The following is a 14,379-nucleotide window of genomic DNA, read 5'->3' as shown; positions in this document are numbered from 1 at the left end:
GAATGTTAGACACATTTTTATTTGAATGGGAAAAGAGAAACAGAGACATCTATCAGTTAATGAAGGAAAAGATGATCACGGCACTTGACTTTAATCAGGCCGCAATTGCTCAGTTAGAACTTTTAAAAAAAATGGATCCCCAAGATGTGAGCTATGTGTCGCAACAAGGTGAACTTTATCATTTAGACGGGTATTTACGTAAAGCGGGAGAATTGTACCGAAAAGTATTGGAAATGGATCCGTTACTTCCGTTAACTGATAAGGAAGAACGTTTCATTCAGAAATTTTGTCCTATTCTGATGGTAACCCCAAAAGAGTGTTTTCCGTTAAAAGATATTGTTGCTATCCATCATCCATCTAAACCGATCATCGGTTATCATTTATTTTGGGAGGATGATTATGATTTCCCAGATGATTACGAGCCATGTGATCATGAAGAAGTCTGGATTGAATATGATCCGGAAGCGGAAGTTGTTAAAAATGTCATGTGTTGGTTTCATGCACGTGTTCTCGATTCAGAACTCGCAGTAAAAGAAGCACATCATCATCAGCAGAGGGCGATTATTCGAATTGAATGGGGGAAACATGGCTCTCTGCTTTGTGGCTGGGAAAATATGAAAGAACCACTAACAGGTGTTTCATTGCCGCAATGGTTAAAGGAAACCTATGACCATGTGAAAAGTGGAGGACGTGTACCTTCCCATCCGTTAAAGAAATTTTGGCCTAAAAGATTTGATGGCAGTATTGAAGAATATACGAATTTTTCCGTAGAAGTTGATCCGTTAGATTTGCTTAAGAAAAAGCCGTTAATGTTTAAATCCGAATGGGTGAATGCGGTTATCTTTACGAATGCATTGTTGTACAATTTCCATCCTAAAATGGAATGGCCTGAACGTTTCTTTCGGTCAATGGGATAACAATCCGATCATTGAATGAGCAAAAGGTGATTGAAAATCATCAAGTTATATGTATAAAGATGGACTATTTGCTGAAGGCTGGAATTGGTGAAAATAAGAAAATTATAGAAAATCAAGCAAAAGACACGGTAGAAAATCTCATTTATTGTAGGAATATTATGAAAGGGCACGGAATCAGAAGAAGTATACTGATTTCTAATTCCTTCCATCTCAGGAGGATTTGGTACATTGCGAAATCAATAGGTTTTCATGTGGACTTTTATTGTTCACGTAATACTAAAACAATTTTTAGACAGACGTTTCATACAATTAATGAACTAAGAATATTTATGAAAATTTTTTGGGCAAATAAAGAATGCAGTATTCCTTCGAAGCTGAAGTGAAGAAAAATTTGCTTGCGTTGCATGTATGTCTGAATAGCTAAAATAGGAAGAGATATTCAATCTCTTCCTATTAATCATTCTATCCATTTCACCACATCTTCATATGGTCTGCGCGTTTTAGCTGCTGGATCTTTTACACGATATCCGAAGGCGGCCATAACGGAAATACCGAAATGTCCATCATCCAAAAGTCTTTCTTCCTGCAGCAATTGGTTCATTTTTTCAACATTGAAGCCTTCAATCGGGCAGGAATCGATGCCAATTTGCGCAGCTGCTGTCATCATATTGGCCAGGGCGATATAGGTTTGTTTTGAAGCCCAGTCAAAAAGTGGCCGGTCGCCGTCAAGCAGTTGGAAATCATCCTTTTGAAATTCTTCGATTCTTTTCAAATAATTCCTCAAATGATCTCCAGATAGTTTTTTAAATTGGGTAAAGTGATTCATTAAATAGTCTGAGTCATACTGTGTATCAATCCTCGTTCTCGCCAGCAGAATGACAAAATGACTGGCTTCCGGTAATTTTCCAAAAGCGCCCCATGATGCATGTTTAATTTTCTCACGAAACTCCGGTTTTTGAACAACGATGAACCTCCAAGGTTCAAAACCAAATGAACTCGGAGAAAAACGAGCCGTCTCAAGGATAAAACGAAAATCATCCTCCGAAATTTTTTTATCGGGATCGAACTCCTTTGTTGCGTGGCGAAACCGAAATGCCTCGATGATTTCCTTTTTTACTTGCTCTTTATCGCGCATCTGATTTTCCTCCCTTTTCATTTCTTTCTAGTATTTCCCTAGCCTTAAAATTCTATTTTTGAAAAAAATTAAAAAGCGTCTGCAGTTGATTTATTTTTCACGACAGGAACAGTGTCTGTTAAAGACTGAATATTTTTACTAACTTTTGTACTATACGTGAAATCTCCATAGCAGTACGGATAGCGGAAGTTGTTCTGATCTCCACTGCATCTGTAAATCTCAGGCTTTGCTTTCACTTGTTTGAGTGAAAACTGCTTGGCCAATTCCTCGCTATGTTTGCCCCCATTCTGGGCCACATAGTCAATATAGCCAATTCCCATATTATAGGCTTGAATAATTGTCGGAAAATCGACATTCTTACTTTTTCCATAAACAAGCGCTCTTTGAAAATGCTTGACCCCTGCTTCGATACTTTGCTTTGGATCTTTAATAGAATTGGGGGGCAGCCCTAATGATTCCGAAGCCTGCATCGGATCCCCGCCTTTTCCGCGGCTTTCCTGCTGCATTAAAGCAATCACAACAGTTGTATAATTTTCCAAATGGTATTTTGCTAATTCAGTCTCGATTAACGGTTTATATTTTTTAGAATTTGCAAATGGATCAAACGATAGTTCGGGTAGGCCCCATTGTGATGATTGTTTTATCAAATTAGCCACAATCAAAACGAAAACAAGTAGCAGCAAGATGAACAATGCATTCGACTTTTTGCGTCTTCGTTTTTTCATACCTTTCTCCTCTGATGTTGAATTCTATACTGATACCTATTATACGAAAGGAAAAGGCAAATGTCTTTGCTGAAAGCTTTGGAAAATTTACTGGAAAGAGATGTATCAATCTTGACACAGCTTTTACCACTGAATGCAGAGAATTTGCTACTGCATACTAGGATATCAATATTGAAATATAGAATGGTTATTTTGGAATTTCACTTAACTATCGGGGGCAGTTCTGTTAAGGAAGGAATGGTTTTGTTCATAGCGAATAATAAATGTATCACGATGAAGAAGAGTGGAGATTATGGAATTCATACCCATTGATATACACCAGCATCAAAAGTATGTCATTCGTTTTCGAAGAGACTCATTTATTGTTAGCTTCGGGACTGATAAGGACTTTGGCGAGGAACAAGAATATTTAAACTGGTTAAAACAACAGTCAGACAAATACCCGCAAGGTTTTGTTTTGGTATTTGAAAACGATAAACCAATTGGACAGCTTGAACTGACAGTGAAACAATATGAGGGAAAAGACATTGGATATGTTAATTTATATTACCTTATTCCTGAAAAACGGGGGATGGGATTAGGCTCAGAACTTCATGAGTATGCCCTTAATTTCTTTAAAGCAAGTAGCCTTACAGAGTATCATCTGCGAGTTTCCCCAAGCAATCGAGTTGCATTAGCATTCTATATGAAAAACGGAATGAAAAAGATAAAGTATGAAATGGATGGTAAAGTAATTAGAATGTCAGGTGAAATTCCCCAATAAAATCCGCATTTATTAAAAAAGATAGTAGAGATGGTACATTCATAGGGCACTAATCATCTTTTTTGCCTAATTCGCCCCCTTAGTTTTAGAAATGGTCAACAATTGGACAACAAAACGGGTAATTTTATAATCATTATTACATAAAAAAAACGCCTGTATCCCTTGATACATAGGCGTTTTTCGGTATGGAGAATAGGGGGCTCGAACCCCTGACCTCTTGCATGCCATGCAAGCGCTCTCCCAGCTGAGCTAATCCCCCGTATGAATGGTACATGAATGATTATAGCGGCATCCATGCTTTCGCGCAAGAGGAAAATGAAAAAAATTTTAACTCAGCTAATACTTTCGATCTCCACTCTTTCAACACCCTCCATTTGAGATGCCGAATAATAGACATCCGTAATTTTTTTTCGCATATCCATTGCAAGTAAAATTTGAACAAGATGGTCGCCATCGCTTAAATCCTTAATACGAATCCGGCGAATCGTGTACTTTTCTGCTATCAAAAAAGTCATTACTTTGTCAACATCCGCCTTATCGAGAATGTGAAGCTGTAACATTATCTCCTTTTCACGTAATTGCTTTGGCCCGATTAACTTCATTAAGAATGGGATAAATTCCACACTAATGATCAACAATGCTACTCCAGCAAATGCCTCGATATAAAACCCGGCACCGACAGCGATCCCAATTCCTGCTGCTCCCCAAATCATCGCGGCTGTCGTTAAGCCTGAGATACTATCATTTCCCCTTCGCAAAATTACCCCAGCACCAAGAAAACCGATTCCAGAGACAATCTGTGCTGCAAGACGCAATGGATCCATTGTGATGCGAACCTTGTCAGAATTCGGGAACAAATAGGCCGATTCAATCGAAACAATCGTTAATAAGCAGCTAACAATCGAAATGACAAGGCTGGTTTTTAGACCAACTGGTTTTCGTTTTAATTCACGTTCAAGACCGATCACAAGTCCCAATACGGCTGAAATCCCTAATTTAAGTAAAATTTCAAGATCAATATTCTCCATCAAAATCACATCCGTTCCATTGAAAAAAATTTAGGATAGAAAATAGTATAAGATAGGAATAAAATTATGTATACACACGAATAGCATGTTTTTAAAGGAGTATGAAATGGAAGAACCAAAAATAAATCCCTATATCCCCGTTATTATCGGGGTTATCTCTGTATCGGCATCTGCCATCTTTGTCAAACTGACTTCCGCACCAACAGGGATCATTGCCTTCTACCGGTTATTTTTTTCAGTACTTTTGATGGTTCCGGTATTTTTAACAAATTATCTTTTCGAACTCCGATTATTAACGAAGAAAGACTGGCTCTTCTCTGCGTTAGCCGGCATTTTCCTAGCATTTCACTTTATCCTATGGTTTGAATCATTAAACTATACATCGGTTGCCAGTTCAACGGTTCTTGTTACCTTGCAGCCCCTTTTTGCCTTTGTCGGTACCTATTTTTTCTTTAAGGAGAGAATTTCGTGGAAAGCTGTTTTAAGCGGGCTGGCGGCAGTTGGAGGAAGCATCATGATCAGCTGGGGCGATTTTCGCATGAGCGGTACAGCTCTTTATGGTGACTTTCTTGCGCTTGTTGCCTGCGCTTTGATTACATTTTATTTATTGCTCGGGCAAAATGTTCGAAAAAGAATTTCGCTTGTTACCTATACATTTGTTGTATATTTTATGAGTTCTGTTGCACTTTTTCTATATGTTTTACTTGAAAAACAGCCGCTCTTTCCTTATAAAGCGAGCGACTGGCTCTTTTTTATTTTATTGGCGATTGTTCCTAATTTAATGGGACATACCTTGTTTAATTGGTCTTTGAAATGGCTAAGCACGTCCATCATCTCTGTGGCAATTTTATTCGAGCCTGTCGGAGCAACTATTCTAGCTTATTTTTTTCTCAATGAAAGGACGATTTGGACGCAAATAGTTGGCGGGGTCATCGTTATTAGCGGAATTACCCTATTTGCTTTAGATGAAAAAAAGAAAAGTTTGAAGGAGAGAATTGAATGAAGATTCGTAAGGCAAATATAAAAGATGCGACGGGGATTGCCTGCGTTCATACAGTAAGCTGGAAAGAAACGTATAAAGGAATGATCAATCAAGATTTTTTGGAGAAATTGTCAGTAGAGAAAAGGCTTGCTTTATGGAATGAAATACTTTCGAATGCAGATGCTATTGTGTATGTGGCAGTGAACCGTAATGACGAGATTATCGGCTTTGCCTCATTTGGAGCTAAACGTCCGGAAACCAACACGAATGATGGAGAGCTTTATGCAATCTACTTATTGGAAGAATACAAACGGAAAGGGATCGGAAAGTTATTATTGGAAGCGGGGTTGAAGGATTTAATAGCTTCGGGATTTTCAACAATGTCTGTTTGGGTGCTGGCTGCTAATCCGAGCCGTGCATTCTATCAATTATTTGCACCAGTAAAGGTAATGACTGAAACTGTTTCCCTTGGTGATGATTTTTATGAAGAGGTGTTGTATTGCTGGCATGACCTACAACAGTTATTGTGTTTACTAAAAACGTAACGGACGCGTCAGTAGTGAATTCTCGTTAAAGCAGATTTATTGGATCAAAAGTTTTTCAAAAAATTATATTGCAATTATAATTTGTCCGTGTTATATTATTTCTTGTCATCTTCGAGAGATGGAAACGACGAAATGAGATTTCAAAAAAAGTTGTTGACATTAAATGAAGAGATATGGTAAATTAAAAAAGTCGCTTCTGAGCGACAGGCTAAATCAAACTTAGAAAAAATAAGGTCATTACATGGTTTGCAGATTAAAACATTGCCCCTGCGCTGTAGAGTATTTTAAGATGTAACCTTCAGCTCGTTGAAAGGCAACGTGAAGCAGAGTCATGATGTGATCGAAATGAGTAGCATTGTTCTTTGAAAACTAAACAAACAATTACGTCAACAAATAATCATGATGTCTGTTTAATTAAGCAGCATCAGCCAACGTTAATCAAGTAAGGATCGTCGACTAAGAACGCCACGTCCTGTGGCAACATCGGCGTCAACGCATCCTTGCACAAGTGAGCTATATCAAATTCTTCGGAGAGTTTGATCCTGGCTCAGGACGAACGCTGGCGGCGTGCCTAATACATGCAAGTCGAGCGGATCATCGGGAGCTTGCTCCCGATGGTTAGCGGCGGACGGGTGAGTAACACGTGGGCAACCTGCCTGTAAGACTGGGATAACACCGGGAAACCGGTGCTAATACCGGGTAACTCTTTCTTTCGCATGAAGGAAAGCTGAAAGACGGCTTTTGCTGTCACTTACAGATGGGCCCGCGGCGCATTAGCTAGTTGGTGAGGTAACGGCTCACCAAGGCAACGATGCGTAGCCGACCTGAGAGGGTGATCGGCCACACTGGGACTGAGACACGGCCCAGACTCCTACGGGAGGCAGCAGTAGGGAATCTTCCGCAATGGACGAAAGTCTGACGGAGCAACGCCGCGTGAGTGATGAAGGCCTTCGGGTCGTAAAACTCTGTTGTTAGGGAAGAACAAGTATCGGAGTAACTGCCGGTACCTTGACGGTACCTAACCAGAAAGCCACGGCTAACTACGTGCCAGCAGCCGCGGTAATACGTAGGTGGCAAGCGTTGTCCGGAATTATTGGGCGTAAAGCGCGCGCAGGCGGTTCTTTAAGTCTGATGTGAAAGCCCCCGGCTCAACCGGGGAGGGTCATTGGAAACTGGGGAACTTGAGTGCAGAAGAGGAAAGCGGAATTCCACGTGTAGCGGTGAAATGCGTAGAGATGTGGAGGAACACCAGTGGCGAAGGCGGCTTTCTGGTCTGTAACTGACGCTGAGGCGCGAAAGCGTGGGGAGCAAACAGGATTAGATACCCTGGTAGTCCACGCCGTAAACGATGAGTGCTAAGTGTTAGAGGGTTTCCGCCCTTTAGTGCTGCAGCTAACGCATTAAGCACTCCGCCTGGGGAGTACGGCCGCAAGGCTGAAACTCAAAGGAATTGACGGGGGCCCGCACAAGCGGTGGAGCATGTGGTTTAATTCGAAGCAACGCGAAGAACCTTACCAGGTCTTGACATCCTCTGACACTCCTAGAGATAGGACTTTCCCCTTCGGGGGACAGAGTGACAGGTGGTGCATGGTTGTCGTCAGCTCGTGTCGTGAGATGTTGGGTTAAGTCCCGCAACGAGCGCAACCCTTGATCTTAGTTGCCAGCATTTAGTTGGGCACTCTAAGGTGACTGCCGGTGACAAACCGGAGGAAGGTGGGGATGACGTCAAATCATCATGCCCCTTATGACCTGGGCTACACACGTGCTACAATGGATGGTACAAAGGGCAGCAAGACCGCGAGGTTTAGCCAATCCCATAAAACCATTCTCAGTTCGGATTGCAGGCTGCAACTCGCCTGCATGAAGCCGGAATCGCTAGTAATCGCGGATCAGCATGCCGCGGTGAATACGTTCCCGGGCCTTGTACACACCGCCCGTCACACCACGAGAGTTTGTAACACCCGAAGTCGGTGGGGTAACCGTAAGGAGCCAGCCGCCTAAGGTGGGACAGATGATTGGGGTGAAGTCGTAACAAGGTAGCCGTATCGGAAGGTGCGGCTGGATCACCTCCTTTCTAAGGGAAATGTTCTTTTTGAACATCAATGAGTTGGTTTTTTGTTGGCGTGTTGGGTGTTTAGTTTTGAGAGAACAATCTCTCTTTTTTTCCATTCGTTCTTTGAAAACTAGATAATCGTATAGAAGAAGTAACCAAGTAAGAACCGAGTGATCGCCATTTTAGATTTTCAACCTTTTTCAAGGCGAAATAGAAGCACAGCTTATATGAGCCGTAGGTTAAGTTAGAAAGGGCGCACGGTGGATGCCTTGGCACTAGGAGCCGATGAAGGACGGGACTAACACCGATATGCTTCGGGGAGCTGTAAGTAAGCTTTGATCCGGAGATTTCCGAATGGGGAAACCCGCTGTTCGTAATGGAACAGTATCTTTACCTGAATCCATAGGGTAATGAAGGCAGACCCGGGGAACTGAAACATCTAAGTACCCGGAGGAAGAGAAAGCAAACGCGATTCCCCAAGTAGCGGCGAGCGAAACGGGAACAGCCCAAACCGAAAGGCTTGCCTTTCGGGGTTGTAGGACACTCAATATGGAGTTACAAAGGAACGGGGTAAATGAAGCGATCTGGAAAGGTCTGCCGTAGAAGGTAAAAGCCCTGTAGTTGAAACTTCGTTCCCTCCTGAGTGGATCCTGAGTACGGCCGGACACGTGAAATCCGGTCGGAAGCTGGGACGACCATCTCCCAAGGCTAAATACTCCCTAGTGACCGATAGTGAACCAGTACCGTGAGGGAAAGGTGAAAAGCACCCCGGAAGGGGAGTGAAACAGTTCCTGAAACCGTGTGCCTACAAGTAGTCAAAGCGCGTTTTTGCGTAATGGCGTGCCTTTTGTAGAATGAACCGGCGAGTTACGATTACATGCAAGGTTAAGTTGAAGAGACGGAGCCGCAGCGAAAGCGAGTCTTAATTAGGGCGTAAGAGTATGTGGTCGTAGACCCGAAACCAGGTGATCTACCCATGTCCAGGGTGAAGGTAGGGTAACACCTACTGGAGGCCCGAACCGACGCACGTTGAAAAGTGCGCGGATGAGGTGTGGGTAGCGGAGAAATTCCAATCGAACTTGGAGATAGCTGGTTCTCTCCGAAATAGCTTTAGGGCTAGCCTCACGTGCAAGAGTCTTGGAGGTAGAGCACTGTTTGGACTAGGGGCCCTCATCGGGTTACCGAATTCAGACAAACTCCGAATGCCAAAGACTTATCCGTGGGAGTCAGACTGCGAGTGATAAGATCCGTAGTCAAAAGGGAAACAGCCCAGACCACCAGCTAAGGTCCCAAAGTATACGTTAAGTGGAAAAGGATGTGGAGTTGCTTAGACAACCAGGATGTTGGCTTAGAAGCAGCCACCATTTAAAGAGTGCGTAATAGCTCACTGGTCGAGTGACTCTGCGCCGAAAATGTACCGGGGCTAAACGTATCACCGAAGCTGTGGGTGGACACCGATGGTGTCCGCGGTAGGAGAGCGTTCTAAGGGCGTTGAAGCGGGATCGGAAGGACCCGTGGAGCGCTTAGAAGTGAGAATGCCGGTATGAGTAGCGAAAGATGAGTGAGAATCTCATCCACCGAATGCCTAAGGTTTCCTGAGGAAGGCTCGTCCGCTCAGGGTTAGTCGGGACCTAAGCCGAGGCCGAAAGGCGTAGGCGATGGACAACAGGTTGATATTCCTGTACCACCTCTTTATTGTTTGAGCGATGGGGGGACGCAGGAGGATAGGGTAAGCGCACTGCTGGATATGTGCGTGTAAGCAGTTAGGCTGTCAGCGAGGCAAATCCCGCTGGCAATAGGCTCGAGCTGTGATGCCGAGGGAAATAGAGTACCGAAGTTCCTGATTCCACACTGCCAAGAAAAGCCTCTAGTGAGATAAAAGGTGCCCGTACCGCAAACCGACACAGGTAGGCGAGGAGAGAATCCTAAGGTGAGCGAGAGAACTCTCGTTAAGGAACTCGGCAAAATGACCCCGTAACTTCGGGAGAAGGGGTGCTCTTTGGGGTTTACGCCCCGAAGAGCCGCAGTGAATAGGCCCAGGCGACTGTTTAGCAAAAACACAGGTCTCTGCGAAGCCGCAAGGCGAAGTATAGGGGCTGACGCCTGCCCGGTGCTGGAAGGTTAAGAGGAGGGGTTAGCTGCAAAGCGAAGCTCTGAATTGAAGCCCCAGTAAACGGCGGCCGTAACTATAACGGTCCTAAGGTAGCGAAATTCCTTGTCGGGTAAGTTCCGACCCGCACGAAAGGCGTAACGATCTGGGCACTGTCTCAACGAGAGACTCGGTGAAATTATAGTACCTGTGAAGATGCAGGTTACCCGCGACAGGACGGAAAGACCCCGTGGAGCTTTACTGTAGCCTGATATTGAATTTCGGTACAGCTTGTACAGGATAGGTAGGAGCCGTAGAAACCGGAGCGCCAGCTTCGGTGGAGGCGTCGGTGGGATACTACCCTGGCTGTATTGAAATTCTAACCCGCACCCCTCACTCGGGGTGGGAGACAGTGTCAGGTGGGCAGTTTGACTGGGGCGGTCGCCTCCTAAAGAGTAACGGAGGCGCCCAAAGGTTCCCTCAGAATGGTTGGAAATCATTCGTAGAGTGTAAAGGCACAAGGGAGCTTGACTGCGAGACCTACAAGTCGAGCAGGGACGAAAGTCGGGCTTAGTGATCCGGTGGTTCCGCATGGAAGGGCCATCGCTCAACGGATAAAAGCTACCCCGGGGATAACAGGCTTATCTCCCCCAAGAGTCCACATCGACGGGGAGGTTTGGCACCTCGATGTCGGCTCATCGCATCCTGGGGCTGTAGTCGGTCCCAAGGGTTGGGCTGTTCGCCCATTAAAGCGGTACGCGAGCTGGGTTCAGAACGTCGTGAGACAGTTCGGTCCCTATCCGTCGTGGGCGCAGGAAATTTGAGAGGAGCTGTCCTTAGTACGAGAGGACCGGGATGGACGCACCGCTGGTGTACCAGTTGTCTTGCCAAAGGCATCGCTGGGTAGCTATGTGCGGACGGGATAAGTGCTGAAAGCATCTAAGCATGAAGCCCCCCTCAAGATGAGATTTCCCATAGCGTCAAGCTAGTAAGATCCCTGAAAGACGATCAGGTTGATAGGTCAGAGGTGGAAGCGCGGTGACGTGTGGAGCTGACTGATACTAATCGATCGAGGACTTAACCAATATCATTTGATGTGCGAACTCGTTCTTCCTTTACTTCTTCTTGATTACCTAGTTTTGAGGGAATGAATTTTCAATTTTCTCTTGAAAAAATTGAAAAAGGCATTATAATAAAACATGTCTTGCCCATAGTCTGGCGGCAATGGCGAGAAGGTCACACCCGTTCCCATACCGAACACGGAAGTTAAGCTTCTTAGCGCCGATGGTAGTTGGAACGCAAGTTCCTGCGAGAGTAGGACGCTGCCAGGCGATTGTATGGAGGATTAGCTCAGCTGGGAGAGCATCTGCCTTACAAGCAGAGGGTCGGCGGTTCGATCCCGTCATCCTCCACCATATAATTTTTTGTTTGCCGGTCTAGCTCAATTGGTAGAGCAACTGACTTGTAATCAGTAGGTTGGGGGTTCAAGTCCTCTGGCCGGCACCATGTGTACGAGCCATTAGCTCAGTCGGTAGAGCATCTGACTTTTAATCAGAGGGTCGAAGGTTCGAGTCCTTCATGGCTCACCATTTTTAATGAACATGCGGGTGTGGCGGAATTGGCAGACGCACCAGACTTAGGATCTGGCGCCGTAAGGCGTGGGGGTTCGACTCCCTTCACCCGCACCATTTTAAAATGCGGAAGTAGTTCAGTGGTAGAACACCACCTTGCCAAGGTGGGGGTCGCGGGTTCGAATCCCGTCTTCCGCTCCATTATTGCCGGGGTGGCGGAACTGGCAGACGCACAGGACTTAAAATCCTGCGGTAGGTGACTACCGTACCGGTTCGATTCCGGTCCTCGGCACCATTTAAATGCGCCCGTAGCTCAATTGGATAGAGCGTCTGACTACGGATCAGAAGGTTATGGGTTCGACTCCTTTCGGGCGCGCTTGTATCGGGAAGTAGCTCAGCTTGGTAGAGCACTTGGTTTGGGACCAAGGGGTCGCAGGTTCGAATCCTGTCTTCCCGACCATCAAGTTTTTTTTGGGGGATTAGCTCAGCTGGGAGAGCGCCTGCTTTGCACGCAGGAGGTCAGCGGTTCGATCCCGCTATCCTCCACCAAAATCAACATATAATTCATTTATTTGGCGGTGTAGCTCAGCTGGCTAGAGCGTACGGTTCATACCCGTAAGGTCGGGGGTTCGATCCCCTCCGCCGCTACCAATATATATATTACCTTAAGGATCATTAGCTCAGCTGGTTAGAGCAACGAGCCGAGCTTCTAAGAATACTCTACGAGTTGTACCCATCGAGCCACAACATGAATAGTCTTACTGAGATGGGGACAGACATAAAAAGGTAAAGAGAACTATATTTGGACCTTTAGCTCAGCTGGTTAGAGCAACGAGCCGGGCTTCTAAGAATACTCTACGAGTTGTACCCATCGAGCCACAACATGAATAGTCTTACTGAGATGGGGACAGACATAAAAAAGTAAAGAGAACTATATTTGGACCTTTAGCTCAGCTGGTTAGAGCAGACGGCTCATAACCGTCCGGTCGTAGGTTCGAGTCCTACAAGGTCCACCATTAATACTTATATTTATGGAGGAATACCCAAGTCTGGCTGAAGGGATCGGTCTTGAAAACCGACAGGCGGGTTAAACCGCGCGGGGGTTCGAATCCCTCTTCCTCCGCCATTTAAATGTAGTACTTTTTATTATCGCGGGGTGGAGCAACGAGCAAAGCATCGTTGAATTATCTGCGAGTTGTACTCAACGAACAGCATCTTGAATAAGCCTTTTGAGTTGAGGACAGTCCAATGCTATCTAAGGGCATGGAAAAAATAAATACTTTTTTATTATCGCGGGGTGGAGCAACGAGCAAAGCATCGTTGAATTATCTGCGAGTTGTACTCAACGAACAGCATCTTGAATAAGCCTTTTGAGTTGAGGACAGTCCAATGCTATCTAAGGGCATGGAAAAAATAAATACTTTTTTATTATCGCGGGGTGGAGCAGTCCGGTAGCTCGTCGGGCTCATAACCCGAAGGTCGCAGGTTCAAATCCTGCCCCCGCAATCTGGTCTGGTAGTTCAGTTGGTTAGAATGCCTGCCTGTCACGCAGGAGGTCGCGGGTTCGAGTCCCGTCCAGACCGCCACTATAATTAAAATAATACGGCTCGGTAGCTCAGTCAGTAGAGCATGTTACTTGCATCTGTGAATAAGCTTCCGGTGCAACATGTGAGAAAGATCGAGAGATTCTTTCGAACAAAGGACAATTGGGAAATAGTTTAGGTTATTAAAATAAAATGGCTCGGTAGCTCAGTCGGTAGAGCATGTTGCTCACATCTGTGAATAAGCTCCCGGTGCAACATGTGAGAAAGATCGTAAGATTCTTTCGAACAAAGGACGATTGTGAAATAATTTTAGGGTTCTTTAATAATATGGCTCGGTAGCTCAGTCGGTAGAGCATGTTGCTTGCATCTGTGAATAAGCTTCCGGTGCAACATGTGAGAAAGATCGAGAGATTCTTTCGAACAAAGGACGATTGTGAAATAATTTTAGGGTTCTTTAATAATATGGCTCGGTAGCTCAGTCGGTAGAGCATGTTGCTTGCATCTGTGAATAAGCTTCCGGTGCAACATGTGAGAAAGATCGAGAGATTCTTTCGAACAAAGGACGATTGTGAAATAATTTTAGGGTTCTTTAATAATATGGCTCGGTAGCTCAGTCGGTAGAGCAAAGGACTGAAAATCCTTGTGTCGGCGGTTCGATTCCGTCCCGAGCCACCTTACTTGTTGTCGTTAACTACAATCATTTTATGATGGCGGCTGTGGCGAAGTGGTTAACGCACCAGATTGTGGCTCTGGCATTCGTGGGTTCGATTCCCATCAGTCGCCCCATTTAAAAATCTATGCGGGTGTAGTTTAATGGTAAAACTCCAGCCTTCCAAGCTGATGTCGTGGGTTCGATTCCCATCACCCGCTCCATAATGGGCCTATAGCTCAGCTGGTTAGAGCGCACGCCTGATAAGCGTGAGGTCGATGGTTCAAGTCCATTTAGGCCCACCATTATTTTTTCATCAGTTTCGTGGCAGAAACGAACAAAACGTAATGTATATGTTTCGAGTTATACCCATCGAAC

The 14,379-nt window shown here is 44.9% G+C and carries 8 protein-coding genes, 19 tRNA genes and 3 rRNA genes; 26 read left to right on the top strand and 4 right to left on the bottom strand.

Features of this window, described 5'->3' with window-relative positions; genetic code table 11:
* Window positions 1-2: 2 nt before the first annotated feature.
* Both ACQYAD_RS04020 and ACQYAD_RS04015 read left to right on the top strand, forming a co-directional pair.
* Window positions 3-917 carry a tetratricopeptide repeat protein gene (locus ACQYAD_RS04020; protein WP_430235799.1) on the top strand — a complete coding sequence of 305 codons (915 nt, stop codon included), beginning with the start codon at window positions 3-5 and terminating at the stop codon, window positions 915-917.
* Window positions 918-976: 59 nt separating this feature from the next.
* A complete protein-coding gene (locus ACQYAD_RS04015) occupies window positions 977-1,300 on the top strand; it encodes a YdcF family protein (protein WP_430236099.1) in 324 nt (107 codons plus the stop codon).
* A 74-nt stretch (window positions 1,301-1,374) separates the two neighbouring features.
* Here ACQYAD_RS04015 and ACQYAD_RS04010 read toward each other — a convergent pair whose 3' ends face one another.
* Both ACQYAD_RS04010 and ACQYAD_RS04005 read right to left on the bottom strand, forming a co-directional pair.
* Entirely contained in the window at window positions 1,375-2,052 is a 678-nt protein-coding gene (locus tag ACQYAD_RS04010; protein ID WP_430235797.1) for an NAD(P)H-dependent oxidoreductase, read from the bottom strand.
* A gap of 68 nt (window positions 2,053-2,120) precedes the next feature.
* Window positions 2,121-2,777, bottom strand: coding sequence for a lysozyme family protein (locus ACQYAD_RS04005; RefSeq protein ID WP_430235795.1), 657 nt, complete (start codon window positions 2,775-2,777; stop codon window positions 2,121-2,123).
* 292 nt (window positions 2,778-3,069) lie between these two features.
* Here ACQYAD_RS04005 and ACQYAD_RS04000 point away from each other — a divergent pair, with 292 nt between their 5' ends.
* Window positions 3,070-3,540 carry a GNAT family N-acetyltransferase gene (locus tag ACQYAD_RS04000; protein WP_430236098.1) on the top strand — a complete coding sequence of 157 codons (471 nt, stop codon included), beginning with the start codon at window positions 3,070-3,072 and terminating at the stop codon, window positions 3,538-3,540.
* Window positions 3,541-3,726: 186 nt separating this feature from the next.
* On the opposite strand, the gene ACQYAD_RS03995 is transcribed toward ACQYAD_RS04000, so the two are convergent.
* Both ACQYAD_RS03995 and ACQYAD_RS03990 read right to left on the bottom strand, forming a co-directional pair.
* Window positions 3,727-3,799: transfer RNA gene (locus ACQYAD_RS03995), tRNA-Ala, on the bottom strand.
* Window positions 3,800-3,872: 73 nt separating this feature from the next.
* Window positions 3,873-4,568: an MgtC/SapB family protein gene (locus tag ACQYAD_RS03990; RefSeq protein WP_430235792.1), complete on the bottom strand. Its 696-nt coding sequence runs from the start codon at window positions 4,566-4,568 to the stop codon at window positions 3,873-3,875.
* Window positions 4,569-4,674: 106 nt separating this feature from the next.
* Here ACQYAD_RS03990 and ACQYAD_RS03985 point away from each other — a divergent pair, with 106 nt between their 5' ends.
* The 23 genes from ACQYAD_RS03985 to ACQYAD_RS03875 all read left to right on the top strand — a co-directional run bounded on the left by ACQYAD_RS03985 (window position 4,675) and on the right by ACQYAD_RS03875 (window position 14,306).
* On the top strand, window positions 4,675-5,571 hold the full coding sequence (locus ACQYAD_RS03985) for a DMT family transporter (protein WP_430235790.1): 897 nt from the start codon (window positions 4,675-4,677) through the stop codon (window positions 5,569-5,571).
* The gene (locus ACQYAD_RS03980; RefSeq protein ID WP_430235787.1) at window positions 5,568-6,095 is read left to right on the top strand and encodes an N-acetyltransferase family protein; all 528 of its coding nucleotides are present in this window, start codon (window positions 5,568-5,570) and stop codon (window positions 6,093-6,095) included. The genes ACQYAD_RS03985 and ACQYAD_RS03980 overlap by 4 nt, the downstream gene beginning before the upstream one ends.
* 524 nt (window positions 6,096-6,619) lie before the next feature.
* Window positions 6,620-8,169 (top strand): 16S ribosomal RNA (locus tag ACQYAD_RS03975).
* A 216-nt stretch (window positions 8,170-8,385) separates the two neighbouring features.
* Window positions 8,386-11,322, top strand: a 23S ribosomal RNA gene (locus tag ACQYAD_RS03970).
* Between the two features lie 129 nt (window positions 11,323-11,451).
* A 5S ribosomal RNA gene (gene rrf, locus ACQYAD_RS03965) occupies window positions 11,452-11,568 on the top strand.
* Together the 16S, 23S and 5S rRNA genes with 14 tRNA genes alongside form the textbook arrangement of a ribosomal RNA operon.
* 8 nt (window positions 11,569-11,576) lie before the next feature.
* A tRNA-Val gene (locus ACQYAD_RS03960) sits at window positions 11,577-11,652 on the top strand.
* A 15-nt stretch (window positions 11,653-11,667) separates the two neighbouring features.
* Window positions 11,668-11,743, top strand: a tRNA-Thr gene (locus tag ACQYAD_RS03955).
* 7 nt (window positions 11,744-11,750) lie between these two features.
* A tRNA-Lys gene (locus tag ACQYAD_RS03950) sits at window positions 11,751-11,826 on the top strand.
* 14 nt (window positions 11,827-11,840) lie between these two features.
* Window positions 11,841-11,925, top strand: a tRNA-Leu gene (locus tag ACQYAD_RS03945).
* Window positions 11,926-11,934: 9 nt separating this feature from the next.
* Window positions 11,935-12,009 (top strand) — tRNA-Gly (locus ACQYAD_RS03940).
* 5 nt (window positions 12,010-12,014) lie between these two features.
* Window positions 12,015-12,103: transfer RNA gene (locus ACQYAD_RS03935), tRNA-Leu, on the top strand.
* Between the two features lie 7 nt (window positions 12,104-12,110).
* A tRNA-Arg gene (locus tag ACQYAD_RS03930) sits at window positions 12,111-12,184 on the top strand.
* A gap of 7 nt (window positions 12,185-12,191) precedes the next feature.
* Window positions 12,192-12,268 (top strand) — tRNA-Pro (locus tag ACQYAD_RS03925).
* A gap of 13 nt (window positions 12,269-12,281) precedes the next feature.
* Window positions 12,282-12,357 (top strand) — tRNA-Ala (locus ACQYAD_RS03920).
* Window positions 12,358-12,382: 25 nt separating this feature from the next.
* Window positions 12,383-12,459, top strand: a tRNA-Met gene (locus tag ACQYAD_RS03915).
* A 288-nt stretch (window positions 12,460-12,747) separates the two neighbouring features.
* A tRNA-Ile gene (locus ACQYAD_RS03910) sits at window positions 12,748-12,824 on the top strand.
* A gap of 17 nt (window positions 12,825-12,841) precedes the next feature.
* Window positions 12,842-12,934 (top strand) — tRNA-Ser (locus ACQYAD_RS03905).
* Between the two features lie 306 nt (window positions 12,935-13,240).
* Window positions 13,241-13,314, top strand: a tRNA-Met gene (locus tag ACQYAD_RS03900).
* 3 nt (window positions 13,315-13,317) lie between these two features.
* A tRNA-Asp gene (locus ACQYAD_RS03895) sits at window positions 13,318-13,394 on the top strand.
* 557 nt (window positions 13,395-13,951) lie between these two features.
* A tRNA-Phe gene (locus ACQYAD_RS03890) sits at window positions 13,952-14,024 on the top strand.
* A 38-nt stretch (window positions 14,025-14,062) separates the two neighbouring features.
* Window positions 14,063-14,138, top strand: a tRNA-His gene (locus tag ACQYAD_RS03885).
* A 13-nt stretch (window positions 14,139-14,151) separates the two neighbouring features.
* Window positions 14,152-14,225, top strand: a tRNA-Gly gene (locus ACQYAD_RS03880).
* Window positions 14,226-14,229: 4 nt separating this feature from the next.
* Window positions 14,230-14,306 (top strand) — tRNA-Ile (locus tag ACQYAD_RS03875).
* The last annotated feature ends 73 nt before the right edge of the window (window positions 14,307-14,379 follow it).

The organism is Neobacillus sp. SM06, from assembly GCF_050496765.1.
GTDB lineage: Bacteria > Bacillota > Bacilli > Bacillales > Cytobacillaceae > JAEVLT01.
The sequence above is the reverse complement of the archived record's forward strand: the minus strand, read 5'-3'. Positions and strand labels throughout refer to the sequence as shown.